Source organism: Martinezella calliandrae (genome assembly GCF_030272695.1).
GTDB classification, from domain to species: Bacteria; Pseudomonadota; Alphaproteobacteria; order Rhizobiales; family Rhizobiaceae; genus Rhizobium; species Rhizobium calliandrae.
On the sequence record NZ_JARFYN010000028.1, the window covers coordinates 61,712 to 86,982 of the forward strand.

The window sequence follows — 25,271 nt, forward strand, 5'->3', positions numbered from 1 at the left end:
GACTATGAAACGAATGGCACTGATGTGCCTCTGTCTTGCCGCGGCGGGATTGCCGGCTATCGCGGCTCAGCCCTGGGAGGAGAAGACCGCGGCAATCGGCCAGGCCGGCGCCGAGGTTTCGGGCCATCAGACGGTCGAACAGCTCAAGAACCTCATCAAGATCGGCGAGGCGCTGTTTACGGCGCGCTTCACGGTGGAGGACGGGGCAGGGCGCCCCGGCGCCACGCAGGCGATCGTGCCGACCAAGCGCAAGCATCCGGTGATAAACGAATTCAGCCGCACGGCCGGTGTCGATGCTAATGCCTGTTCCTCCTGCCATAATATGCCGTTTCCGGGCGGCGCCGGCGATTTCACCAGCAATGTTTTCGTCTCAGAAGGGTTCGAGAGCGCGGATTTCGACACGACCGATCCGCAATTCTCCAACGAGCGCGGCACGAACAGCCTGTTTGGTGATGGTCTGGTCGAGCTTCTGGCACGGGAGATGACCGTCGATCTGCAGCGCCAGCGCGCCGAGGCAATTACGCTTGCGGCGAAAACCGGCCAGCCCCAGCGCGTCCCGCTCGAGACCAAGGGCGTCAAATTCGGCTGGCTGACCGCACAGCCCAATGGCCTGGTCGACATGCAGGAGCTCGATGGCCTCGACATGGATCTCGTCATCCGGCCGTTCAGCCAGAAGGGCGTGATGACATCGCTCCGACAGTTCACCGTCAATGCATTGAACCAGCATCACGGCATGGAGCCGGTGGAACGCTTCGGGGCCCGCTGGACGGGGACCAGGGATTTCGATGGTGACGGACATGCCGATGAGATGAGCGATGGCGATGTTTCGGCGCTCGTCGCCTGGCAGGCAACCTTGCCGGCGCCAGTGCAGAAGATGCCGGACAATGCCCAATGGCGTGATATGGCTGCGGCAGGCGAAAAGCTGTTTGACGGCATGGGTTGCACGGCCTGCCACAGGACGAGCCTGCCGCTCGACAGTCTCTCCTTCTCGGATCCCGGCCCGAACGACGTTGCCGGCACGCTGAACGTCTCGCAGGTCAAAGATCCGGCTGTCTACGACCTGTCGCAGCTTGACTGGACGAAGAAGCTAAAGCGCAACGATAAGGGGCAGGTACTGGTGCCGCTGTTCGGCGATCTAAAGCGCCACACCATGACCGACAGCAGCGTCGATCAGCTCGGCAACGAGCTTCTGGCGCAGCGCTTCGTCGACCGCAATATCTTCATGACGGCGGAGCTTTGGGGTGTGGCCTCGACGCCGCCCTATGGTCATCGCAACGACATCACGACGCTTGACGGTGTGATTCGTGCCCATGGCGGCGACGGGCGCGCCGCTCGCGACGCCTATGTCGGAGCATCCGACGACGATCGCGCCCGCATCATCGCTTTTCTCAAGACGCTGGTCATCGAGCAGGCAGGGGTGAACCAATGAAGAATACCGCAACCCTCCTTGCCGTCGCCGGCATGACTTCGCTCTCATTCGCGCCCGGCAGCTTCGCCGACGACGCGCCCGCGCCGGTGCCATTCCTGATGGATGTCCCCCATTTCCAGGAGGAAGCGGTCGCCGCCGGCATCGACCATCAATATACCGGCGGCTGGGAATATTTCGTCGGTGGCGGCGTTGCCAGCTTCGACTGCAATGGCGACCGCAAGCCCGACCTGATGTTGGCTGGCGGCACCAGTCCGCTGGCGCTTTATGTCAATGAAAGCGAAACAGGCGGCGCGCTGAAATTCAAAGAGAAGCCGATCAATCTTTCCGACAAGGATCTCCGGTCGGTCCTCGGCGTCTATCCGATCGATATCGACAATGACGGCTATACGGACGTCGTCCTTTTGCGGCTCGGTGAAAATATTATCCTGAAGGGCGGTCCGAACTGCACCTTCGAAAAGGCAAATCACACCTTCGCCTTCGACGGCGGCAAGGACTGGACGGTTGCCTTTGCTGCCACCTGGGAGGCCGGCAACAAATATCCGACGCTTGCTTTCGGCAACTACGTCGACCGCTATGCGCCGGGAACGCCATTCGGCACCTGTAGCGACAATGTTTTCGATCGTCCTGTCAGTAATGACAAGGTCGACTATTCCAATCCGCTGCCGCTGAAGCCGAGCTATTGCACGCTGTCAATGCTGTTTACCGATTGGAACCATTCTGGCCAGGATTCGCTGCGGGTCGCCAATGACCGCCAATATTATCGTGGCGGACAGGAGCAACTCTGGGACATCGCGCCGGGGCGGCCGCCGCGGCAATATACGACCGCAGAAGGCTGGGCGTCCTTGAAGATCTGGGGCATGGGACTTGCGGAGGCCGATCCGAGGGCAAACGGCAAGCCGGAATATTTCATCACGTCGATGGGCGATAACAAGCTGCAGGAGCTGGATGACGAGGCTGACAACGATAGCCCGACCTATCGGGACACTGCCTACGAAAAGGGAGCTGCCGCCTATCGTCCCTATACCGGAAACGACCACAGGCCGTCGACGGCCTGGCATGCGCAGTTCGCCGACATCAACAACGATACCAACATGGATCTGTTTCTGACAAAGGGCAATGTCGAGGCTATGCCGGAATTTGCCAGCAGCGATCCCGACAACCTGCTGCTCGGCGGCTTCGACGGAAAGTTCGTAGAAAAGGGTGATGAGGCCGGCATTGCGCTTCCTGGCAAGGGGCGTGGCGCCGTCGTCGAGGATTTCAACAATGACGGCATGCTCGACATCCTCGTCGTCAACCGCATGCAGCGCGCCTTCCTGTTCCGCAATCTCGGCGCAAAAACCAATTGGGGTTATCGCCCGCTCGGCAATTGGACCGAAATCGAATTGGACAATGGCCCGATCAATCATATGGGTATTGGCGCCACCATCAATGTCCGGGCAGGCACGCAGACGCAGGTACAGCGCGTTGAGATCGGAGGTGGTCACGCGTCGGGCCATGTCGGCTTCACGCATTTCGGCCTCGGGACCAATGAACGCGCCGTGGTGCGCGTGCAGTGGCCGGATGGAGAATGGAGCCAGCCATACCGCATCTTCGCCAACCAGCATGTCGTCATCAAACGGGGCACCACTTCGGCCAAATATTGGTTTGCGCCGCCTGCAGGTGACAACCAGGCTGCCGTCGCGGCGCAGCCAACCGCTCAAGCGGTGACCGGGCCGCCGGCGACGAAGTGATGGGATCGAATGAAAATGGCCGGGCGATTGACCCGGCCATTTTGACTTTCAGGACATCGATATTGTCTTAGTCGACCTTGACCAGCTTCCCACCTTTGACGGATTGGAGCGCAGCGTCCGCAAGCTTAAGCGCGGCGAGGCCGTCGGCGCCGGAGGGCGTGATCGCAGTGCCTTTTTCGACGGCGGCGATGAAGCTTGCGATCTCGTTGGCGTAGGCTTCGGTGTAGCGGGTCATGAAAAAGTCGTGCAGGGGCGGGCGGGTATAGCCGTCGCCGTTGGCGACTTCGATCGAAAACGGCCGCTGGTTTTCGGCCGCGACCATGCCCTTCGAGCCGTGGATCTCGATGCGCTGGTCGTACCCATAGGTGGCGCGGCGGGAATTGGAAATGATCGCCTGCTTGCCGGATGCCGTCTGGAGGATAACCGAGACGCTGTCGTAATCACCTGCGTCCCCGATCGCCTTGTCAACGAGGACCGCAGCGGTGGCGGTGACTGCGACCGGCTCTTCACCGAGCAGGAAGCGGGCCATGTCGAAATCATGGATGGTCATGTCGCGGAAAATACCGCCGGAGCGCTTGATATAGTCGACCGGCGGGGCGCCTGGATCGCGCGAGGTGATCGTCACCATCTCGACCGTACCGATGCGGCCGTCGTCGATCGCCTTCTTGACCGCCATGAAATGTGGGTCGAAGCGGCGGTTGAAGCCGACCATCAGCTTGCCTTTCGCTTCTTCCACTACCTTGATGCAGGCTTTGACGCGGGCGACATCGAGATCGATCGGCTTTTCGCAGAAGATCGCCTTGCCGGCCCGGGCGAAGCGCTCGATAAGGTCGGCATGGGTGTCGGTCGGTGTGCAGATCACGACGGCGTCGATGTCCTTGGCGGCCTCGATCGCTTCGATGGTGCGGACCTCGCAGCCATAGGCGGCGGAAATTGCGTCCGCGGCGGAAGGAAACGCGTCGGCCACAGCAACGAGCTTGGCATTGGCATCGCCACTAACGGCCTTTGCATGTACCTTGCCGATGCGCCCGGCGCCAAGCAGACCAAATCTGACAGTCATCTTCATCTCCCTGATTCGGAACAAATAAACCGAATAATAATCTATATGGAATTTTCATTCCATTTTCCAATGGCCGCGTCAAGCTGCCAGCGTTTCACAATTCCCAAATTCATGTGGCGAAATTGGCTTATCCGCAAATCGCCGTCCCGCGCCAGAACTGATTGGCATGATCTTGTTCGAAAACCACTTCGCACTTTTTGGGATCATGCGCTAAAGACAAGCTCACTCCAACAGGCGAACGAGACCCATGCAATTGATCGACCCCAATCATCCTATCTATAAGCCGCTTTGGGTGCGGGTTCTGATCGTTGCCGTCTGCTTCGGCTGGGCAATTGTCGAGGCCTTCGGTCCGCAACCCTTCTGGGCCGTCCTTGCTGGCGGCCTTGGCGCCTACGCCGCCTGGATGCTGCTCCTAAGCTTCAATCCTCAGCCGCCCAAGGCTAAGGCCGAGAGCGCTGCTTTAAGCGACGAAGCAGAAGATGATGGGCCGACGGACGAGAAGAAGTAGCTATCGCGCTTGACGCCTTATGGCCTCGTCGATCAATTGATTGGCGATCATCATGCGTGTCGTCGCCTGTTCGCGAAAGGGCGGGGCGACGCTGTCTGGATGATTGGCCTTGGCGAAAGCGCGGCGTTTTTCATGGAGGGACTGAAGCGTGCTCTTTGAAGAGATCGCCAGTTCCGCCGCCACCTCTTCCCGTGAGGTCCGCGCCAGGTAATCCGGCATTAAGGGCGGCTCCGGTTCCTTCTGTTCGGGCTCCAGCCGCACCTCGGTCAAAGGGATCTCGTTGCCGAGATTGTCGACATAGGCGTCGTCCGGACGAGCAGACGCCGGCGGCTCGCCTCCGAAAACGGTCGCGGCAAAGCTCACATTGAGGCCACGGATGCGATGCGCCGCATCGTCCCTGCCTGACTTGTCTTCTTCTTCCGCGTCGAGACGATCGAGGACGGATTGAAACAGCGATTGCCCGAACAACATGCCTGCCTCCAGAAGCGTCTCAAATAGCCACGCAAGTTGGCGCGGAGCTTATCGCTGCAACAATGATCCTGAACTGGAAGAGGCGGTCTTGAGGCAGGCTCAAGCCAGATCGAGGTTCCTGCTTTCCTGCAGGATCATATCGTGCAACAGCCGGGCACTTGGGGGCATCGCGCGCTCACGGGCGGTAATCAGGCTATAGGGCTTCACTTCAATATCGAAATCTATCGGCAGAATGCAGGATTCTCCGGCCTGCGATGACTGCCCGCACATGAAGTGCGCCATGTCGAGCGCGACTGGCGTGATGGCATCCGTCCTACAGACGATGGCAAGCGTCAGCAGCAGCGAAGAGGTATTGATGACGTTTTCCGGCAGTGGCACGCCGGCCGTGACGAAGATATCCTCCACCTTGCGCCGGAGCAAAGTGCCCGGAGGTTGGAAGACCCAATCGTAGCTCGGCAGATCCTTAAGACTGGCAACGCCCTTCTCCAGCAGCGGATGGCCACTGCGGACCACGAGACAGGCTTTCTCGACGCTGATCTCATGGGCGGTGAACAGGCGCGGATCGAGCTCATCCGGAATGCGGCTGATGATGAAGTCGTGGCGAGCGGCGAGCAGTTCGCGTGCGAGCACGTTGCTGGTCTCCACCTCGATATTGATCTCGAGACCGGGATAGGCGCGCGTCACAAGTTGGATCGCCGGTACGACAAGGCTGATCGCAGGCGCCGTCACGGCGCCCAGAAAAACCGAGCCGCCCTTGCCGGTTCTGAGCTCGCCGATCTCGCGGCTTGCCTCGCGCAGTTCGAGCAGGATCTTGCGCGCGCGCTTGGCGAGCGCCATGCCGAAAGGCGTCAGCACAACGCCGCGGGCGACACGCTCGTAGAGCGGGCTTTTGACGATCGACTCCATTTCCGAGAGCATGCGCGAAGCCGCAGGTTGTGAGATGTTCATAGACTCAGCGGCGGCCGAAATCTGCCCGTGATCCTCGATTGTGACGATCATACGCAGGTGATTGAGCTTCAAACCGGCCTTGAGCAGGGTGTCGTCGCGAAAACTGTCCGAGTGAATCTCGATGCCTTCGCTCGAATAATCGCTATATATTTTCTCCATCACCGCCAAATCTCCCGTTCATCGGCAAAAAAGTACTATTTTTTAACACTATACCAAATTAGGTATATGTCGCGCCAGTTATTCTATTTGACAGTTATACGAAATCGTACGAGTTTGCCGCTCGTGCGCTGGGTGCAGCTCATGCACGTGAGAGCGTGGAGGAGACCTACTTCGTTTCTCACAATTAGAAGTAACCATTCCTTCTACGGAACCTGCCGCAGACTCGGGCGGGCGTTTTTTCGTCCGCCGCATTGTTAACAAGGGAGAGAGTAATGAAATCCATTATCTCATTGATGGCCGGCGCTGCGCTCGGCGTCGCTACGCTGGTTGCCCCTGCCTTTGCGGCAGACAAGGGCACTGTTGGTATCGCTATGCCGACCAAGGCTTCGGCTCGCTGGATCGATGACGGCAACAACATCGTCAAGCAGCTCCAGGCCGCCGGCTACGGCACCGACCTGCAGTATGGCGACGACGACATTCCGAACCAGCTGTCTCAGATTGAGAACATGGTAACGAAGGGCGACAAGGTTCTCGTCGTTGCTTCGATCGACGGCACCACGCTGTCCGACGTTCTGCAGAAGGCTCACGATGCCGGCATCAAGGTCATCGCTTATGACCGTCTGATCCGCAACAGCCCGAACGTCGACTACTATGCGACCTTCGACAACTTCAAGGTTGGCGTCCTGCAGGCGAACTCGATCGTCGACGCACTCGGCCTCAAGGATGGCAAGGGTCCGTTCAACATCGAACTCTTCGGCGGTTCTCCGGACGACAACAACGCCTTCTTCTTCTATGACGGCGCAATGTCTGTTCTGAAGCCCTACATCGACAGCGGCAAGCTGGTTGTGAAGTCTGGTCAGATGGGCATGGACAAGGTCGGCACGCTGCGTTGGGATCCGGCAACGGCCCAGGCTCGCATGGACAACCTGCTGTCGGCTTACTACACCGATAGCCATGTCGATGCCGTTCTGTCTCCTTATGACGGCCTGTCGATCGGTATCCTCTCCTCGCTCAAGGGCGTTGGTTACGGCAGCGGCGGCGTGAAGCTCCCGATCGTGACCGGTCAGGACTCCGAAATTCCGTCGGTCAAGTCGATCATCGCCGGCGAGCAGCACTCCACGATCTTCAAGGACACCCGTGACCTCGCAAAGGTTACCGTCGACATGGTCAACGCTCTGATGGAAGGCAAGACGCCTGAAGTCAACGACACCAAGACTTACGACAACGGCGTCAAGGTTGTTCCGTCCTACCTGCTGACCCCGGTCGCAGTCGACAAGACCAACTACGCAAAGATCCTTGTCGATGGTGGTTACTACAAGGCTGATCAGCTGAAGTAATCTTCCTGCATACCCGGTCAGGGCTCGCTTAAATGCGAGCCCTGGCTTTAATATTTAAGACGATCGCCCGGTCTGCTATGGTCGACCGCGGCGTTGGATACGGACAATGGACAATACCATCCTCGAAATGCGGAGCATCACCAAGTCGTTTCCTGGTGTGAACGCCTTGGAAAATGTTAATCTGAAGGTCCGTCAGGGCGAAATCCATGCTTTGGTCGGAGAAAATGGGGCGGGCAAGTCCACCCTCATGAAGGTGCTTTCAGGCGTCTACCCGGCTGGCACCTATGATGGTGACATCTTTTATGACGGCGCAGTCCGTCAGTTCAAGACCATCAGGGACTCCGAAGAGATCGGCATCATCATCATCCATCAGGAGCTGGCGCTCGTGCCGCTGCTGTCGATCGCCGAAAATATTTTCCTGGGCAATGAGGTCGTCGCCAATGGCATGATCAATTGGCAGGAAACTTTCACTCGCACCAAGCAGCTCCTTGCAAAGGTGGGTCTCAAGGAATCTCCGAACACGCTTGTGACCGACATCGGCGTCGGCAAGCAGCAGCTCGTCGAGATTGCCAAGGCCCTGTCGAAGAGCGTCAAGCTGCTCATTCTCGACGAGCCGACGGCATCGCTTAACGAAAGTGATTCCGACGCGCTCCTCAACCTCCTCATCGAGTTCCGCAACCACGGCATCACCTCGATCATCATCACGCACAAGCTCAACGAAGTGCGCAAGGTGGCCGACGAGATCACGGTGTTGCGCGACGGCATGACGGTGAAGACGCTGAACTGTCACGAAGAAGAGATCAGCGAAGACATCATCATCCGCAACATGGTCGGCCGCGAGCTGGCGGATCGTTATCCGCCCCGTTCGGTTCCGATCGGCGAGACGATCTTCGAAGTGAAGGATTGGAACGCCTTCCATCAACAGCATCGCGACCGCCAGGTCCTGCACAATATCAACGTCAATGTGCGCAAGGGCGAAGTGGTCGGTATTGCCGGCTTGATGGGTGCCGGCCGCACCGAATTTGCTATGAGCGTGTTCGGCAAGTCCTACGGTCACAAGGTCAGCGGCGAAGTCTACGTCGATGGCAAGCCGGTCGACACCAGCACGGTGCGCCGGGCGATCGATGCCGGTCTCGCCTATGTGACCGAGGACCGAAAGCAACTCGGCCTCGTGTTGTCGAACAGCATCCTGCACAATACGACGCTCGCCAATCTGATGGGCGTCTCCAAGGCGACCGTCATTGACGACGTCCGGGAGCTGCAGGTGGCGACAAACTATCGCGCCAAGCTGCGTATCCGCTCGGCAGGCGTCTTCCAGGAGGCGGGCAACCTGTCCGGCGGCAACCAGCAGAAGGTGGTGCTGTCGAAATGGCTGTTCTCTAATCCGGACGTTCTGATCCTTGACGAACCGACGCGCGGCATCGATGTCGGCGCCAAATACGAAATCTATTCCATCATCAACCAGCTTGCCGCCGACGGAAAGGGCGTTCTGATGATCTCATCGGAGATGCCTGAGCTTCTCGGTACCTGCGACCGCATCTACGTCATGAATGAGGGTCGAATCGTTGCCGAGCTGCCAAAGGCAGAGGCAAGCCAGGAGAGTATCATGCGCGCTATCATGCGCTCAGGGGAGAAGCACCAATGAGTTCGGCCAACCCAGCCACAACCACGGAAAGCAGCCACGTCGTTTCGATCGGCGATCATATCCGCAACAACATCCGCGAATACGGTATGTTGATCGCCCTCGTCATCATCATGCTGCTGTTCCAGTATCTCACGAACGGCGTTCTGTTCAGGCCGCAGAACCTGACCAACATCGTGCTGCAGAATTCATTCATCGTCATCATGGCGTTGGGCATGCTGCTGGTCATCGTTGCTGGTCATATCGACCTGTCCGTCGGCTCCGTCGTCGGTTTCGTCGGTGCGGTTGCCGGCGTGCTGGTTGTGCAGATGCATATGAATCTCGCGCTTGCGACGGTCGTTTGCCTTCTGATGGGAGCCGCGGTCGGCGCCTGGCATGGATATTTCATCGCCTACCACCGCATTCCCTCATTCATCGTGACACTGTCGGGCATGCTGGTTTTCCGCGGCTTGACTTATGCGATCATCAACACGACCGGCAACGGCAGCAGCATCGGCCCGTTCCCGCCAGCGTTCCAGATCGTCGCAACCGGCTTCATTCCCGACTTCATCGATATGGGCACCATCCGCTCCACGTCGATTTTCCTCACCATCGCTATCCCGATCGTCATGTTCCTCCTCTCATGGCGTCGTCGCAATGTTAACGAACAGCACGGCATCGACGTCGAGCCGTTCAGCTTCTTCCTCGGCCAGAACCTGGTTGTAGCTGCTGCGACGATCTTCATCGGCTACCAGATCTCCTCGTATCGCGGCCTGCCGAACGTTCTCGTTCTGATGCTGCTTTTGATTGCGCTCTATAGCTTCGCGACGCAGCGCACCACGATCGGCCGCCGCATCTATGCCATGGGCGGCAACGAGAAGGCGACGAAGCTTTCGGGTATCGATACCCGCCGCCTGACGTTTTACACTTTCATCAACATGGGCATCCTTGCCAGCATCGCCGGCATCATCATCGCCACGCGCCTGAATTCGGCAACCGCCAAGGGCGGCGACGGTCTGGAACTCGACGTGATCGCGGCCTGTTTCATCGGCGGCGCTTCGGCGTCGGGTGGCGTCGGCAAGGTGACGGGCGCCGTCATCGGCGCGTTGATCATGGGCGTGCTTAACCAGGGCATGTCCATCCTTGGCTATCAGACGGACTCTCAGAAGATGATCAAGGGTGCGGTTCTGCTCGCTGCCGTGTTCATCGACGTCTACAACAAGAACAAGGGTTGATCGCAGCGCGATCAGCCGAGGCTTTAAAACCAAATCCATGACAGAGTCCGGCTCTCGACGAGAGCCGGAACGGTGAAGTGCATCCGATCTCTGTCTATTAGGAAAGGCGAAAGATATGCTCATCTCCCAGATCAAGGGTTCGAACGGCGAGATCGTCGTTGCGGTCCGCAATGGGCCCGGCGATGGCGCCAAGGCCGTCATCAACGGCGGCAGCGTTTACAAGCTTGCAATGGAAGCTGCCGATAGCGGCAAGTCCCTCGTTTCGGTCATCGAGGCGCATGGGCTCGGCGAAGCGATCGATCTGGAAAAAGCTTGTGTCGAAGGTCGTTTCCTGTCGCCGATCACTCATCCGGATGCCGCTCACTTGCATCTGACCGGCACCGGCCTGACGCATCTCGGTTCCGCCGCGACCCGCGATTCCATGCACAAGAAGACGACGGAAGCCGCCGAAGAAACGCTGACCGACTCCATGAAGATGTTCAGGATGGGTATCGAGGGCGGCAAGCCGAAGGCCGGCGAAAAGGGCGTCCAGCCCGAGTGGTTCTACAAGGGCAACGGCTATGGCGCCGCCGCGCCGGGTGCCGCTCTCGTTTCTCCCTCCTTCGCGCTCGACGGCGGCGAAGAGCCGGAGATGGCCGGCATCTATGTCATCGCCAAGGACGGCACGCCGTTCCGCATCGGTTTTGCGCTCTCGAACGAATTTTCCGATCATGTCACTGAGCGGATCAACTATCTCTATCTTGCCCACTCCAAGCTGCGTCCTGCAAGCTTCGGTCCGGAAATCCGCATCGGCGCCGCACCAGAGGACATCAGGGGCACCTCGCGCATCAAGCGAGGCGACAAGGTAATCTTCGAGAAGCCCTTCCTCTCGGGCGAGGCGAACATGTCGCATACATTCGCCAATCTCGAATACCATCATTTCAAATACGGCCTGTTCCGTGTTCCCGGCGACGTCCATGTCCATATGTTCGGCACGGCGACTCTCTCTTTCGCGGATGGCATCAAGCCGGAAGCGGGCGACGTCTTCGAAATCGAGGTAGCAGACTTCGGACTGCCGCTTAGCAATCCGCTCGCCGTTGCCGCCGATGAGAATGTGGCGGTTCGCCAGCTCTAATTGTCGGAGCCGGCTGCCCTTGTGCGGCCGGCAATTTCCACGAAGATCCAGGGAGGCATGAAGCCATGACCATTCATCAGAATCTGATCGCCGGCGAATGGACCGGCGCGAGCGGCGCCGAAAATATCAATCCGTCTGATACCAACGAGGTTGTCGGTCTCTATGCCAGCGCCAGCGTCCAGGACGTGGCCGACGCCATTGCTGCGGCCAAAGCTGCTTTTCCCGCCTGGTCGCGTTCGGGCATTCTCGAGCGCCATACCATCCTGAAGAAGGCTGGCGACGAGATCTTGGCGCGCAAGGATGAGCTCGGCGCGCTGCTTGCTCGCGAAGAAGGCAAGACCTTGCCCGAGGCGATCGGCGAGACGATCCGTGCCGCCCAGATCTTCGAATTCTTCGCTGGTGAAGCGCTGCGTCTTGCGGGCGAAGTGGTTCCCTCGGTCCGTCCCAACATCGGCGTCGAGATCACCCGCGAGCCGCTCGGTGTCATCGGCATCATCACGCCCTGGAACTTCCCGATCGCTATTCCGGCCTGGAAGATCGCCCCGGCGCTTTGTTACGGCAATACCGTCGTGTTCAAGCCGGCCGATCTCGTGCCCGGCTGTTCCTGGGCGATCGTCGATATTCTCCACCGCGCCGGCCTGCCGAAGGGCGTGCTGAACCTCGTTATGGGCAAGGGTTCGGTCGTCGGCCAGGCGATGCTCGACAGTCCGGTTCTTTCGGGCATCACCTTCACCGGTTCGGTCGGCACGGGCAAGCGTGTGGCGCTATCCTCCGTCGAGCATGGCCGCAAGTACCAGCTCGAAATGGGCGGCAAGAACCCGATGGTGGTCCTTGACGATGCCGATCTGACGGTTGCCGTCGAGGCCGCGGCCAATTCCGCCTTCTTCTCGACCGGCCAGCGCTGCACCGCTTCTTCGCGCTTGATCGTCACGGAAGGCATCCACGACAAGTTCGTGGCGGCTTTGACCGAGAAGCTGAAGGGACTGAACGTCGACAATGCCATCAAGGCCGGCACCCATATCGGTCCCGTTGTCGACGCCAAGCAGTTGAAGACCGATACGGACTACATCGAGATCGGCAAGCAGGAGGGCGCCAAGCTCGCCTTCGGCGGCGAACTCATCCGCCGCGAAACGCCCGGTTTCTACCTGCAGCCGACGCTGTTTACCGAAGCGACGAACCAGATGCGCATCAGCCGCGAAGAGATCTTCGGGCCGGTCGCCTCGGTCATTCGCGTGAAGGATTACGAAGAGGCGCTCAGCGCTGCCAACGACACGCCGTTCGGCCTGTCGTCCGGCATTGCCACGACAAGCCTGAAACATGCGACGCATTTCAAGCGCAATGCTGAAGCCGGCATGGTGATGGTGAACCTGCCGACGGCGGGCGTCGATTTCCATGTGCCCTTCGGTGGCCGCAAGGGCTCGTCCTTCGGTCCGCGCGAGCAGGGCAAATACGCCGCCGAGTTCTTCACCACGGTCAAGACGGCTTACACGCTCGCCTGATCATCGATTTCAAGGCCCAGGCGCGAACGAGGTGACCTGGGCGACCCAAAGGATACTGAGACTATGAAGAAGAAAGCAGAATGGCCGCGCAAATTGCGGTCCTACGACTGGTTCGGCGGCACCGGCAAGAACGCGATCATGCACCGTTCCTGGATGAAGAACCAGGGCTTGCCGGCAGACACGTTTGACGGCCGGCCGATCATCGGCATCTGTAATACCTGGTCGGAGCTGACGCCCTGCAACGCGCATCTGCGGGATCTCGCCGAGCGCGTTAAGCGCGGCGTTTACGAAGCCGGTGGTTTCCCGGTGGAATTCCCGGTTTTCTCGACGGGTGAAAGCACGCTTCGCCCGACGGCGATGATGTTCCGCAATCTCGCGGCGATGGATGTCGAAGAAGCGATCCGTGGCAATCCTGTCGACGGTGTCGTGCTGCTCGGCGGCTGCGATAAGACCACTCCGAGCCTTTTGATGGGTGCAGCCTCGGTCGACATTCCGGTCATTCTCGTTTCCGGCGGCCCGATGCTGAACGGCAAGTGGCGGGGCAAGGATGTCGGCTCGGGTACGGCGGTCTGGCAGTTTTCGGAAATGGTCAAGTCCGGCGAAATGACGCTGGAGGAATTCATGGATGCGGAGCAGGGCATGGCCCGCTCGGCTGGCAGCTGTATGACGATGGGTACCGCCTCGACCATGGCGTCGATGGCCGAAGCCCTCGGCATGACCTTGCCGGGCAATGCCGCCATCCCGGCAGTCGATGCGCGTCGCCGCGTCATTTCGCAGCTTTCTGGCCGCCGCATCGTCGATATGGTCAAGGAAGACCTGAAGCCTTCCGATATCCTGACCAAGGAAGCTTTCGAGAACGCGATCCGCGTCAACGGCGCCGTCGGCGGTTCGACCAATGCCGTTCTGCATTTGCTCGCGCTTGCCGGCCGTGTCGGCGTCGATCTGTCGCTCGACGATTGGGATCGCCTCGGTCGCGAAGTGCCGACCATCGTCAATCTGCAGCCTTCCGGCAAATATCTGATGGAAGAGTTCTACTATGCCGGCGGCTTGCCTGTCGTCATCAAGGCGGTCGGCGAGATGGGATTGCTGCACAAGGATGCAATCACCGTCACCGGCGATACCATCTGGGCCGGCGTCAAGGACGTCGTCAACTACAATGAGGACGTCATCGTGTCGCGCGAGAAGGCGCTGACGCAGTCGGGCGGCATCGCGGTTCTGCGCGGTAACCTGGCTCCGCTGGGCGCTGTTCTCAAGCCGTCCGCAGCGTCACCGCATCTGATGCAGCACAAGGGCCGCGCCGTCGTCTTCGAAAGCATCGAGGACTACCACGCCCGCATCAACCGCGAGGACCTCGATATCGACGAGAACTGCATCATGGTGCTGAAATACTGCGGTCCGAAGGGTTATCCGGGCATGGCAGAAGTCGGCAACATGGGTCTGCCGCCGAAGGTGCTTAAGAAGGGCATCACCGATATGATCCGCATTTCCGACGCGCGCATGTCCGGCACGGCTTACGGAACCGTCATCCTGCATACGGCTCCGGAAGCTGCCGATGGTGGACCGCTGGCGCTGGTTCAAAATGGTGACATGATCTCGGTCGACGTGCCGGCCCGCACGATCCAGCTCGAAGTGTCGGACGAAGAACTCGCCAAGCGCCGCGCCGCCTGGGTTTCTCCGGTCAAGCCGCTCGTCGGCGGCTATGGCGGCCTTTACGTCAAGACCGTCATGCAAGCTGACACCGGCGCCGACCTGGACTTCCTGGTTGGCCCACGCGGCTCCGACATCCCGATGAACCGCGACAGCCACTGAGATCGTTGCCTGGAATTATCGCGAAAGGGCGGGACGAGAGTTCCGCTCTTTTTCCTAAAGCGCATTGGATCGCAATTATTAAGATTCGCTCCTTGCGCTCCAAATTATGCCGGTCAACACTATCAAATTAACCGGTAAGACGTCGATTCATTCTGAGCCGTCTGCTTTTGGTTTGGCGAAGCGCACCCCGGCGCCGCCGCCGTTTTCGCTGATGAATTCAATTCCAGCTTTTTGAAAAGCCGCGATGATACTCGAGAGATTGTTACTGATGGGCATATGCGCCCCACGTTCAAAATCAGCAATAGTTTGACGAGAAACGTTAGCAGCTTTTGCAAGCTCCGTTTGACTCCAGCCCAACATAGCCCGTGCCCCACGGCATTGCTCCATTGTAAGAAGGCCACTGTTCGTCAATCCGGCGTCTTGAATCGCACGCCGACCCCACCTCCGTTACGTGCGATAAACTCGATACCAGCCTCCTCCAGGGTTATCCTGATCAGCTTTAGGTTGGCCGCTGTAATCGATGGCTGTCCGTCTTCCGATTCTGAGCGGCGTATCGTCGTAACACCAATACTTGCAGCTTTCGCAAGATCTTCTGCGGTCCATCGGAGAAGCGCCCTTGCCGCCCTAATTTGAGCTCCGGTTATTCCGCTCATTTTTTTCGATTTCTCATTGAAGATTTTACAACAACCTGATATGAAAACACCCATAACGGCTGAAACCGGTGATTCGACCACCGACTCCAGCCTGACCACAACCAAGCTTACGGGAGCTCGGATCATGGGTGATTCTGAGAGTAGCAGAATTTTGTCTACAAACGCGTGCAGAAATAACTTGCTGTCAGCCGTGACAGGCTTTCTTGCAAACCCAACCGCGAAAATCTCGCAAAGCCTAATCCAAGGTCCGGACTCCAGCACCAGTGATGATACCATCCTTGAGGCCTGGGAGAGCTGGTATGCCGCCCGAATGCTGCAGGATAAACTGTGCCGGCGACAGCAACGTTTGGAAAGGAAGCTTATGCAAATGGCCGGAGGATTTCCGCACGTTGAACTGACCGTTCCTGGCCGGTCTGCTCCTGTTTTCGCGCGTACGGCGGAGGAAACTGATCGCTGGCTTCCTGGCGTCGAGATGGAAGGGCTTCGCGACCGCGCGAAATCTGAACTGGCGCGAGCTCGAAACGCATGGGACACAGCCGATGCCAAGCTGGGTTATAGCGCTGCCCACGCAGCTGAAAACAAGGCTGGTGCCCGGGCCATCGATCTGGCGGCAACATTGTTAAAGATGCCTGCTCGTTCGATCGAGGACCTGACGGCGAAATTGCATTGCTTGATCGAGATGGAGGACCCGGGCGCTATGGGCGCCGAGACCCCCTGGCTGGAATTGCGTTCGATCCTGCTCGATCTTCTGGAGTTGAATGGACGCTGACCGGGAAAAAGGGGAAGGACGGCGTTGATTTCTGCACCAAGGTTGTAGTGTCAGGACAGGGGCCTAGCGACTAGACGGTTTTGGACTGAATGCATCGGCGGGCGTCTGAACGATCACCCCATACAGGCTTGCCGCATTTGAAGTGCGGTGAATTGGGTCATGCTGCCACCTTTGCTGATATGCTGCTCGGCGCGTTCCTCAGCGCGCGCGTTCTCATGGCGACAGAAGGATGGGATGACAATTTATCATTCCGGGCATCACAAATGTCGCCGAAGCATGCTGTCTGCGATCACGCCTTGCACCGCGACTAAATCAGGCTCTTGATTTTGCGCATGTCGTTATCGCAAAACCGCTGCGCACTTTTGCGCAACATGCTTTCGGTCGCTGCCGTCGGCAGGTTTACGGCGCATGTTCAGGGCCTGCTTCCGGCTGCGCTGCTTCGATCAGCAGTCCATGATATAGTGCCTGAGGATGGCATCTTTAACCCGACATCCGGGGGATCACCATGTCGACCCTGCAGGCAGATATCTATCACCTCTTTGGCAGTCTTTTTCGCTTTCATGCGCACAGCCCCGATACGGGTGGGGCTTATTGCCTTATCGAGACACTGACGGCGCCAGGGGCCGGCTCGCCGCCGAACAGGCATCCTGATGACGATGAGGCGTTTTATATTCTGGAAGGCCTGTTCGAATTCATGGTCGACGGCGAAACGGTCCAGGCGCGAACGGGAAGCTTCGTCAAGATACCAACGGGCGCAATCCATGCGTTCCGCAATATCGGTCCGGCGCCGGGACGACTTCTGATCATCAATTCGCCCGGTCGCGTTCACGACGGCTTTTTCACCGAAGCAGGCGCAGCGATGCCTCTAGGCACGTGCGATTTGCCGCCACCGGGCGGAAAGTTGCCCGATATTGCGCGTGTGGTAGAAATCGGGCGGCGCAACGGGCTGGAACTCCTAATGCCCGATGGCGAGTTGCACTAAACTCGAATGTCCCAAGCAGCCACGACCGTGCCTTTGGCGACCGGAATCGGCCGGTGTTGGTCGGTCGCCACAGAATATCCCTTGCCGCAGCGAACCCCGAAGATGCCGATATCAGCTCTGGCTCTGGCTTTGGCTTTGTCCCTGGCTCGCCACCGTCACCTTGACCGCGAGGCTTTCGCCCGGCGTGCCGACACGCATGCCGGAGACGGGCGCGGCGTCGCGATAGCAGAGGCCGGTGGCGATGCGAACGTAGCGCGCATCGGGGCAGACATCATTGGCCGGGTCGAAGCCGACCCAGCCGAGGCCGGGAACATGCGCTTCGGCCCAGGCATGGGTGGCGGTCTGCTCGGCAGTGCCTTCCATCAACAGGTAGCCGGAGACATAGCGGGCCGGGATCTGTAGCGCTCGAGCGCCGGCAATGAAGATGTGGGCGTGGTCCTGGCAGACACCGCTCTTCATTTCCAGCGCCTGTTCGGCGGTCGTTTCGGTGTCGCTGGTGCCGGGCTTGTATTCCACCGCGCGGTGGATCGCCCCCATAAGAGCATGCATCTTGGCGAGTTCATTATCGCCGGAAAGGCTGCGCAAGAGTTCCTTGGTCAGCTTGCCAGCCTTGGTGCGTGGTGTTTCCCTGAGGAAGAGCCAGCGCGGAGTGAAACCGCTATGTTGGCCGACTACGCCGTTCAGGTCTTGCGTTTCGATCTCGCCAGCGGCGATGATCCGGGTCGCTTCCTGTTGGCCGTCGAGTGAGACGAGCGTCACGCGATTGGCGTACTGGTCGTCGTATTCTACCTCCGGATGAGCACCCTCGACCGTTAGCTTCCAGTCGAGGACGGTCTGGCCAGGGCCGGTCAGCGGCGTCAACCGCAGTCGCTGCAATGAAAATTGCGCCGGTTCGTCATAGCGGTATTCGGTGGTATGGCTGATCGTCAGTCTCATAATGTGATCCGCTTATTCATAGAACCTGTAACCATCGGAGATTTCCGCGCCGAGCTTGTTGTTGCGCGACACAAAATCCTCCAGGAATTCGTGCAGACCCTGATCCATGATGTGCTTGATCGTGAGCGTCTGCAGCATCTTGCGGATGGCGTCAGCGGTGTCGTGCGCCGGGAGCCGCTTGTCGTATTCGGCCCCGAGATAGTTGATATTGCTGACGATCTTTTCGTAGCAATAGGCAAGCGAACGCGGCATCTGGCCGTTGAGGATGAGAAAGTCGGCAATATTGGCCGGCTTGTATTCCGGATCGTACGCCCATTTATAAGCGCGATGGGCAGAGACCGAACGCAGGATCGATTCCCATTGGGCATTGTCGAGCGAAGAGCCGACATGCGAGATCGACGGCAGCAGGACGTAGTATTTCACGTCGAGTATGCGCGCAGTATTGTCGGCGCGTTCAATGAAGGTGCCAATGCGGGCGAAGTTGTAAAGCTCGTTGCGCAGCATCGAACCGTGAAACGCGCCGCGGATCAATCCGGCGCGGCGCTTGATGACCTCGATCATCTCCGGCACCTCGGCGGTCTTCAGGCGCTTGCCCAGCAACGCCTTTAACTCGATCCAGCATTCGTTCGTTGCCTCCCAGGTGTCGCGGGTGAGCGCCGTGCGGACCATGCGGGCGTTGTTGCGGCCATAATCGATGCAGGACATGACGCTCGAGGGATTGGAGCGGTCGCGCATCAGATAGTCGATCGCGTCGGCGCCAGTCAGCTTAGTGTGCACCTCGTCATAGGCTTCACGCACGCCGGCGCTTTGCAGTACGCCGTCCCAGTCGTCGTCCTCGTTTGCCCCACTGCGGGTCAGCGACATCCGCTGGCCGGCATCGACCAGGCGGGCTATATTTTCGGCACGCTCGATGTAACGGAACATCCAGTAGAGGCCATTTGCGGTTCTTCCCAGCATGTCCGTCTCAGTCCTCCAGAACCCAGGTATCTTTTGTGCCGCCGCCCTGGCTGGAATTGACCACCAGGGAGCCTTCTTTCAGCGCGACGCGAGTGAGGCCACCGGGGATGATCCGCACCTTGTCGGAAACGAGGACGTAGGGGCGCAGGTCGACGTGGCGAGGGGCTATGCCCTTGTTTACCAGGATCGGCACGGTCGACAGAGATAAGGTTGGCTGAGCAATATAATTGTTCGGCTTGGTCTTCAGCTTCTCGGCAAACTCGTTCCGCTCCTTCTTCGAGGCGGTCGGTCCGACAAGCATGCCGTAGCCGCCGGAGCCATGAACTTCCTTGACGACGAGATCGGCCAGGTTTTCCAGCACATATTTCAGACTGTCGGGCTCGGAACAGCGCCAGGTCGGGACGTTTTCGAGGATCGGCTTGCGGCCGGTGTAAAACTCGACGATCTCCGGCATATAGGAATAGATCGCCTTATCGTCGGATATGCCCGTGCCGGGCGCATTGGCGATGGTGATGTGGCCGGCCCGATACACGTCCATGATGCCAGGGATGCCGAGGGCCGAATCTGGGCGGAAGGTGAGGGGATCGAGGAAGTCGTCGTCCACCCGACGGTAGAGCACGTCGATCGCCTCATAGCCGCGTGTGGTGCGCATCTTCACCTTGCCGTCGATGACGCGCAGGTCCGAACCTTCGACCAGCTCCACGCCCATCATGTCGGCGAGGAAGGAATGTTCGTAATAGGCGGAATTGTAGATGCCGGGGGTCAAGACGGCGACGCGCGGCTTGCCCTTGCAGCCGGGAGGGGCGAGCGAGGCGAGGCTCTGGCGCAGCAGCAGCGGATAGTCCTCGACGCGCTGAACCTTGTTCTGATGGAACAGCTCCGGGAACATCTGCATCATTGTTTCCCGGTTTTCCAGCATGTAGCTGACGCCGGAGGGCGTGCGGGCATTATCCTCAAGCACGTAGAACTGGTCTTCGCCGGTGCGTACGATATCGGTGCCGACGATGTGGGTATAGACGCCGCCCGGGGGACGGAAGCCGATCATCTCCGGCAGGAAGGCGTCGTTCTTCTCGATCAGTTCGCGCGGGATGCGGCCGGCGCGGATGATTTCCTGCTTGTGGTAGATGTCGTCGAGGAAAGCGTTGAGCGCGATGACCCGCTGCTCGATGCCCTGGGCGAGCTTGCGCCATTCGCGGCCGGAAATGATGCGCGGGATGATGTCGAAGGGGATGAGCTTTTCGGCTGAGTCCTCGTGTCCGTAGACTGCGAAGGTAATGCCGGTTTTTCGGAAGATGTTTTCCGCATCCCGGGACTTGGCAATTAGATGGCCTCTGTCCTGGCCGGAGTACCACTCGAAGTATTTTTCGTAAGGCGCGCGCGGACATTCCTCCGCAGTTATCATTTCATCAAATGCCAAAGGTGCGGTCCCCATTTTTTCTCATTTGAATACAACCGTTTTGACAATGCAAGAAGTATGCGCGATTCAGGTCATGAATTTCGAACCTGCCAAAAATGCTGGATTTCCAGGCATTTGGGGCGCTCGCACCAGTAAATGAGAGATTATTGCCGCCGGGTTGCGATCAAAATCTGAGCATTTGCTTATTTTTATAGTCGCTGCACCCTACGACATACCGAATTTCTTCGAGCGTGGGTGTTCACGGACAGACATGAAGAAAAATTGATGGTTGTTTTCAGCGGTTCGATTTTGACGCTTCGACCGTCTTCGGTTATCAGCGGGTGCCCTTCGCACAAGCGACGTTCCGGTTTCAATTCGAACCCGATTCGAGCCTGCAAAATCAATTTCAGTCTGAGCCCCCATGTCCCTCGACACATTCGCGCCGGCGATCTTCGTTTTTCTTTGGTCTACAGGCTGGATCGTTGCGAAATATGCAGCGATGCATTCGGGCCCGTTCACCTTCCTCATGATCCGCTACAGCTTGTCCGCGCTTGCATTCGTCCTGCTCTGCGCTTTTACCGGCGCGAAATGGCCGCGCGATTGGTCCAGCGTCTTCCGCGCCATTTATTCCGGCATCTTTCTGCACGGATTTTATCTCGGCGGTCTCTGGTGGGCGATTGCGAGCGGCGTGCCAGCGGGAATTTCGGGCATTATCGCGGCCATGCAGCCGCTGATGACGGCGATGGCTGCGCCTTACCTGGTCGGGGAACGCCTGCAGCCGGCGCAGCGCCTCGGCCTGCTGCTCGGCTTCGTCGGCATTGCGATCGCCATCTCGCCGAAGCTTTTGACAGCGGATACCGCCAATCTCTGGCAATCGGCGATCCCGCTCGGGGTCAATCTGCTGGCGATGGTCTCGGTAACCTATGGCACACTTTATCAAAAGCGTCATTTGCAGACTGGAGACCTTAGAACCATCGCAACGCTGCAATATGTCGGTGCGCTCATTGTCACCGTGCCCCTGGCGTTAACGTTCGAAAACCTGCATTTCGACGGCACGCATGAGGCAATCCTTGCTCTGCTCTGGTCGGTCTTCGGCCTATCGATGGGCGCGGTCGGCCTGTTGCTCTACCTTATCCGCCGAGGGCAGGTGTCGCGCGCCGCTTCGCTGATCTACCTAATGCCACCCGCCGTCGCCATCGAAGCGGCAATTGTCTTCGGCGAGCCCTTGACCCTGCCTGTTGTTGTCGGGACCCTGATCGTGGTGATCGGTGTCTACTTGACCAATCGGCGAATGGCGGACGTGGTGCCGGAATAGGGCGGCCGGCCAGTCGCTCAAAGGCTACTTCGTCCATGACACGACCTCGCTAGCGGCCTAGGGGATGTCCTTAATGTCGAAGCGAACGATCTTGCTGTTCTCCATGCGAAAGATGTGCATCACCTTCTTGTCCCTCAGCCCATGGGTTTGCCCTGTCAGCGGCCGGCCTTCGAGATCGAACACGGACTGGATCACCTCAACGGCGATCACACCATCGTCCGTTGTCTGAATTGCCACCGGCTCGACATGCGGACTGACGACCGCCCACTGGCGTGTCCAATAAGCGCGCACAGCGTCATGGCCAAAAACGTGGCCTCCTTCCATACCGTTTGCCCAAGCAACATTATCGGCAAGCTCGACAAGGACACCGTCGATGTCTCTGGCGTTGAAGCGGTCGTAGATGCGCTCGATGAGTTGCGTGTCAGTCTCCGACATATCGTTTCCTCAAGGTTGGTTAAAAGGATCGTTGGGCTGTGTAGCGCCGAACTTGCCAGCTCGCCCGTCAATATATATACGTACATATGTAGTTTGCGGTCAACCAGAGACAGAGGATAGGCGGAAGATGGAAGACGACGTGCTTTTGACGCCGGGGCATCTCATCAGTCTTGCTGCGCGCGGATTCGCCCGTCTAAGCGAGGCGCGCCTGAAGCCGCTTGGGTTCGGCGTCGGCCACTTGCCAGTGCTGGTCGCGCTGCAGAATGGGAAAGCAAGCACGCAACGCGAGCTCGCCCGCTTCGCCAAGGTCGAACAGCCGCCGATGGCCCAAATGCTCGCTCGCATGGAGCGAGACGGTTTGATTGAGCGAACACCCCACCCGGACGACGGGCGAAGCAGCCGGATCGTTCTTACGAAGGCCGCGCAGGCCCGGATGCCCGACGCGATTGAAACTCTGTTCAAAGGAAATCGTGACGCAATGGATGGGTTTACAAAACAAGAATCGGCACAACTCGTCGCGCTGCTCACCCGGCTGCTTGCAAATCTGGATCAAATCACGAGCGCGGAGCCGTCATCGCCAACATCGTAAAGTTTGCGTTTCCGCGCTTCAGCGGGGGCCTCTCGCCTTTGGATAGGGCCGGGCAGGCTTCAGGTCCGCTTTGGTCGGTGGCGCTTTGGTCGGTGGCGGGCGCGATCAAAGGAATGATTTGGCGAAGACGTTTTACGGCTCGCAACGATAGGCACTCCGCGAAAAGAAAAACCGCTTGCAGTGTCTGTGCTGCAAGCGGTTCGACATTCAAATCGACTTTAGTTCAATATTTCGGTTAGGGGCCAGGCTATCGGCCCCTTCCATCATTCTATCAAGCGCGTTCGCGGCGCTGGCCGTTGCCGTTGCGCGGTCCGCGGCGCTTCATGCCGCCGTTTGCGCCTTCGCGGTGTTCGCCGTGAGCGTGGCCCTGTCCGCGCTCCTCGTTATGCCGGCCCGAGGGGCGGCCATGAGCATGACGCTGGCCGCGATGGGCGCCGGCTTCGTGGGCTGCGCCATTGGCATTGGCCTGGCCGCTATGATGCGGCTTCTTGGCCGGACGGAAATCTGACGTCGAAACAAGATCGTTGTCCACTTCCGGGCGCGGCGTGCGCTCGTTGCGGCGTTGGCCGCGGAAGTCGGCATTGCGATTGTTCTCGCGCTGCGGACGGTCCTCGCGCGGACGGCGCTCGTGGCGCTCGCCGGTCTGGCCGCGAGCTTCGCCGTTTTCGTTGTCATGGAACGGGCGACGAGCAGGGCGAGCGGCACGGCCTTCCGGACGTCCCTGGCCGGTGCCACGGCCCTGACCCTGGCCACCGCGAGCCTGACCACCACGGTTCTTGCCGCGAGCCGGACGGCCACGGTCAGCCGGAGCTTCGCCACTGGCAACGGCGATTTCGATGCCCATCAGGCGCTCGATATCACGCAGCAGGCGGATTTCGTCCGGCGAGCAGAAAGCGATGGCGATACCATCGCGGCCAGCGCGCGCGGTGCGGCCGATGCGATGGACATAGGCATCCGGCACTTCCGGCAGGTCGTAGTTATAGACATGCGAAACGCCGGGAATATCGATGCCGCGGGCGGCGACGTCGGTGGCGACAAGAACTCGGACCTCGCCGTCACGGAAGGCCTTGAGCGCGCGCTCGCGCTGGCCCTGGCTCTTGTTGCCGTGGATGGAGGCGGCGGCAAAGCCGACGTGGTCGAGATGCTTCATCAGCTTCTCGGCACCGTGCTTGGTGCGCAGGAAGACGATGGCGCGGCCATCCGGATTGGCGGAAATCGTTTCCTTCAGGATCTCGGTCTTGTGGTTCTGGCCGGCGACGAAGTGGACATATTGCTCGACCTTGTCGGCCGCCTTGCCGGGCGGGGTCACTTCCACCTTGACCGGATCGGCCAGGTAGTCGGAAGCGAGATCGGCGATCATCTTCGGCATGGTGGCCGAAAACAGCAAGGTCTGGCGCTTGGCGGGCACGAGCCTCGCGATCTTGCGCAAGTCGTGGATGAAGCCGAGGTCGAGCATCTGGTCGGCCTCATCGAGAACGAGATAGCTGACTTGGCCGAGCGACAGGGCGCGGCGGTTGATGAGGTCGAGCAGGCGGCCGGGGGTCGCGACGAGGATGTCGGTGCCGCGTTCGAGCTGGAGCTGCTGCTTGTTGATCGAGGCGCCGCCGACCACGACGTTGATCCTCAGCGGAGTCTTGCGGACAAAGAGCTTAAGGTTATCGGCGATCTGGTTCACCAGTTCGCGGGTGGGGGCGAGAATGAGCGTACGGACGGTGCGGTTGTCGGGGCGCTTCGCGTCCTTCAGCAGCATTTCGATGATCGGCAGGCCGAAAGCGGCGGTCTTGCCGGTGCCAGTCTGGGCGAGGCCGATGATATCGCGGCCCTGAAGAACAAGCGGGATGGCCTGTGACTGGATCGGCGTCGGCGTCGCGAAATTGTTCTGCGACAGCGTATCGACGATCTGCTTGGAGAGACCAAGCGAGTGAAAATTGGTCAATTCAATACCTTTCGGGGGCGCCAAAGCAAGTAGGCCGGGTCGCACCATGCGGTCCGGTCTGTCTCTGGCGTCAAGAACCCCGCGTGAAGTGGGAACTTGTTTGTTGGAAAATGCTTTCCAGCGCATCCGACCGCCTTGGTTGCGGTCTCATTTCAAAGCGCTTTTGTCCTTCTCTTGCGTACGTCAAGTCCCGCAGGGCACGCTCACGCGGCGGCCGGAAGGTGAAAGCTGAGGCGCATTTGGTCTTATTCGGCGCCAAAGTCAAGGGGTGTGGGCGAAAGCTTCAGGGCTATCGCATTTGAGCGATGACAGTTCTTGCGAATTCGTCGGACCATCCGGATCGTTTTCGTTTGCGTCGAATGGAGATATTCGGCCTTGCGATC

The 25,271-nt window shown here is 59.2% G+C and carries 23 protein-coding genes; 13 read left to right on the forward strand and 10 right to left on the reverse strand.

The window, feature by feature from the left end; translation table 11 throughout:
* Positions 1-4: 4 nt before the first annotated feature.
* Together PY650_RS20690 and PY650_RS20695 are read left to right on the forward strand one after the other, a co-directional pair.
* Complete coding sequence (locus tag PY650_RS20690; protein ID WP_285881421.1) at positions 5-1,429, forward strand: cytochrome c family protein; 1,425 nt, start codon at positions 5-7, stop codon at positions 1,427-1,429.
* A complete protein-coding gene (locus PY650_RS20695; protein ID WP_285881422.1) occupies positions 1,426-3,159 on the forward strand; it encodes a CRTAC1 family protein in 1,734 nt (577 codons plus the stop codon). Before PY650_RS20690 ends, PY650_RS20695 begins: the two co-directional genes overlap by 4 nt.
* 67 nt (positions 3,160-3,226) lie before the next feature.
* Here PY650_RS20695 and iolG read toward each other — a convergent pair whose 3' ends face one another.
* Positions 3,227-4,219, reverse strand: a complete 993-nt coding sequence (iolG, locus tag PY650_RS20700) for an inositol 2-dehydrogenase (RefSeq protein WP_285881423.1) — start codon at positions 4,217-4,219, stop codon at positions 3,227-3,229.
* Between the two features lie 247 nt (positions 4,220-4,466).
* Between iolG and PY650_RS20705 the strand changes: the two genes are divergently transcribed.
* Positions 4,467-4,727: a hypothetical protein gene (locus tag PY650_RS20705; RefSeq protein ID WP_285881424.1), complete on the forward strand. Its 261-nt coding sequence runs from the start codon at positions 4,467-4,469 to the stop codon at positions 4,725-4,727.
* On the opposite strand, the gene PY650_RS20710 is transcribed toward PY650_RS20705, so the two are convergent.
* Positions 4,728-5,198, reverse strand: a complete 471-nt coding sequence (locus tag PY650_RS20710; RefSeq protein WP_285881425.1) for a hypothetical protein — start codon at positions 5,196-5,198, stop codon at positions 4,728-4,730.
* A 99-nt stretch (positions 5,199-5,297) separates the two neighbouring features.
* Positions 5,298-6,305, reverse strand: coding sequence for a LysR family transcriptional regulator (locus PY650_RS20715; protein ID WP_285881441.1), 1,008 nt, complete (start codon positions 6,303-6,305; stop codon positions 5,298-5,300).
* Positions 6,306-6,577: 272 nt separating this feature from the next.
* Here PY650_RS20715 and chvE point away from each other — a divergent pair, with 272 nt between their 5' ends.
* The 6 genes from chvE to araD all read left to right on the forward strand — a co-directional run bounded on the left by chvE (position 6,578) and on the right by araD (position 14,920).
* Positions 6,578-7,642, forward strand: coding sequence for a multiple monosaccharide ABC transporter substrate-binding protein (gene chvE, locus PY650_RS20720; RefSeq protein ID WP_285881426.1), 1,065 nt, complete (start codon positions 6,578-6,580; stop codon positions 7,640-7,642).
* Positions 7,643-7,748: 106 nt separating this feature from the next.
* Positions 7,749-9,287 (forward strand): multiple monosaccharide ABC transporter ATP-binding protein, encoded by a 1,539-nt coding sequence (mmsA, locus tag PY650_RS20725; RefSeq protein ID WP_285881427.1) that lies wholly within the window; start codon positions 7,749-7,751, stop codon positions 9,285-9,287.
* Positions 9,284-10,498, forward strand: a complete 1,215-nt coding sequence (gene mmsB, locus PY650_RS20730) for a multiple monosaccharide ABC transporter permease (protein WP_285881428.1) — start codon at positions 9,284-9,286, stop codon at positions 10,496-10,498. The genes mmsA and mmsB overlap by 4 nt, the downstream gene beginning before the upstream one ends.
* Before the next feature lie 115 nt (positions 10,499-10,613).
* Positions 10,614-11,612 (forward strand): AraD1 family protein, encoded by a 999-nt coding sequence (gene araD1, locus PY650_RS20735; RefSeq protein WP_285881429.1) that lies wholly within the window; start codon positions 10,614-10,616, stop codon positions 11,610-11,612.
* A gap of 65 nt (positions 11,613-11,677) precedes the next feature.
* On the forward strand, positions 11,678-13,111 hold the full coding sequence (locus PY650_RS20740; RefSeq protein WP_285881430.1) for an aldehyde dehydrogenase family protein: 1,434 nt from the start codon (positions 11,678-11,680) through the stop codon (positions 13,109-13,111).
* A 63-nt stretch (positions 13,112-13,174) separates the two neighbouring features.
* The gene (gene araD, locus PY650_RS20745) at positions 13,175-14,920 is read left to right on the forward strand and encodes an L-arabinonate dehydratase (protein ID WP_285881431.1); all 1,746 of its coding nucleotides are present in this window, start codon (positions 13,175-13,177) and stop codon (positions 14,918-14,920) included.
* 147 nt (positions 14,921-15,067) lie between these two features.
* On the opposite strand, the gene PY650_RS20750 is transcribed toward araD, so the two are convergent.
* Together PY650_RS20750 and PY650_RS20755 are read right to left on the reverse strand one after the other, a co-directional pair.
* Positions 15,068-15,307: a helix-turn-helix transcriptional regulator gene (locus tag PY650_RS20750; RefSeq protein ID WP_285881443.1), complete on the reverse strand. Its 240-nt coding sequence runs from the start codon at positions 15,305-15,307 to the stop codon at positions 15,068-15,070.
* A 20-nt stretch (positions 15,308-15,327) separates the two neighbouring features.
* On the reverse strand, positions 15,328-15,573 hold the full coding sequence (locus tag PY650_RS20755) for a helix-turn-helix transcriptional regulator (RefSeq protein WP_285881445.1): 246 nt from the start codon (positions 15,571-15,573) through the stop codon (positions 15,328-15,330).
* Between the two features lie 16 nt (positions 15,574-15,589).
* Between PY650_RS20755 and PY650_RS20760 the strand changes: the two genes are divergently transcribed.
* Both PY650_RS20760 and PY650_RS20765 read left to right on the forward strand, forming a co-directional pair.
* Positions 15,590-16,342: a hypothetical protein gene (locus PY650_RS20760; RefSeq protein WP_285881450.1), complete on the forward strand. Its 753-nt coding sequence runs from the start codon at positions 15,590-15,592 to the stop codon at positions 16,340-16,342.
* A gap of 505 nt (positions 16,343-16,847) precedes the next feature.
* Positions 16,848-17,324, forward strand: a complete 477-nt coding sequence (locus PY650_RS20765) for a cupin domain-containing protein (RefSeq protein WP_285881432.1) — start codon at positions 16,848-16,850, stop codon at positions 17,322-17,324.
* A 111-nt stretch (positions 17,325-17,435) separates the two neighbouring features.
* On the opposite strand, the gene PY650_RS20770 is transcribed toward PY650_RS20765, so the two are convergent.
* Genes PY650_RS20770 through PY650_RS20780 form a run of 3 tightly spaced genes read right to left on the reverse strand, consistent with a single transcriptional unit; the run spans position 17,436 to position 20,634 of the window.
* The gene (locus tag PY650_RS20770; protein WP_285881433.1) at positions 17,436-18,260 is read right to left on the reverse strand and encodes a transglutaminase family protein; all 825 of its coding nucleotides are present in this window, start codon (positions 18,258-18,260) and stop codon (positions 17,436-17,438) included.
* Between the two features lie 12 nt (positions 18,261-18,272).
* The gene (locus PY650_RS20775) at positions 18,273-19,217 is read right to left on the reverse strand and encodes an alpha-E domain-containing protein (RefSeq protein ID WP_285881434.1); all 945 of its coding nucleotides are present in this window, start codon (positions 19,215-19,217) and stop codon (positions 18,273-18,275) included.
* 7 nt (positions 19,218-19,224) lie between these two features.
* Positions 19,225-20,634, reverse strand: coding sequence for a circularly permuted type 2 ATP-grasp protein (locus PY650_RS20780; RefSeq protein WP_285881447.1), 1,410 nt, complete (start codon positions 20,632-20,634; stop codon positions 19,225-19,227).
* A 400-nt stretch (positions 20,635-21,034) separates the two neighbouring features.
* On the opposite strand from PY650_RS20780, the gene PY650_RS20785 reads away from it, so the two are divergent.
* On the forward strand, positions 21,035-21,928 hold the full coding sequence (locus PY650_RS20785; protein ID WP_285881435.1) for a DMT family transporter: 894 nt from the start codon (positions 21,035-21,037) through the stop codon (positions 21,926-21,928).
* A 57-nt stretch (positions 21,929-21,985) separates the two neighbouring features.
* Here PY650_RS20785 and PY650_RS20790 read toward each other — a convergent pair whose 3' ends face one another.
* Positions 21,986-22,363, reverse strand: a complete 378-nt coding sequence (locus PY650_RS20790) for a nuclear transport factor 2 family protein (protein WP_285881436.1) — start codon at positions 22,361-22,363, stop codon at positions 21,986-21,988.
* A 127-nt stretch (positions 22,364-22,490) separates the two neighbouring features.
* On the opposite strand from PY650_RS20790, the gene PY650_RS20795 reads away from it, so the two are divergent.
* Positions 22,491-22,952, forward strand: coding sequence for a MarR family winged helix-turn-helix transcriptional regulator (locus PY650_RS20795; RefSeq protein WP_285881437.1), 462 nt, complete (start codon positions 22,491-22,493; stop codon positions 22,950-22,952).
* Positions 22,953-23,223: 271 nt separating this feature from the next.
* On the opposite strand, the gene PY650_RS20800 is transcribed toward PY650_RS20795, so the two are convergent.
* Positions 23,224-24,936, reverse strand: coding sequence for a DEAD/DEAH box helicase (locus tag PY650_RS20800; RefSeq protein ID WP_285881449.1), 1,713 nt, complete (start codon positions 24,934-24,936; stop codon positions 23,224-23,226).
* Positions 24,937-25,271 lie beyond the last annotated feature (335 nt).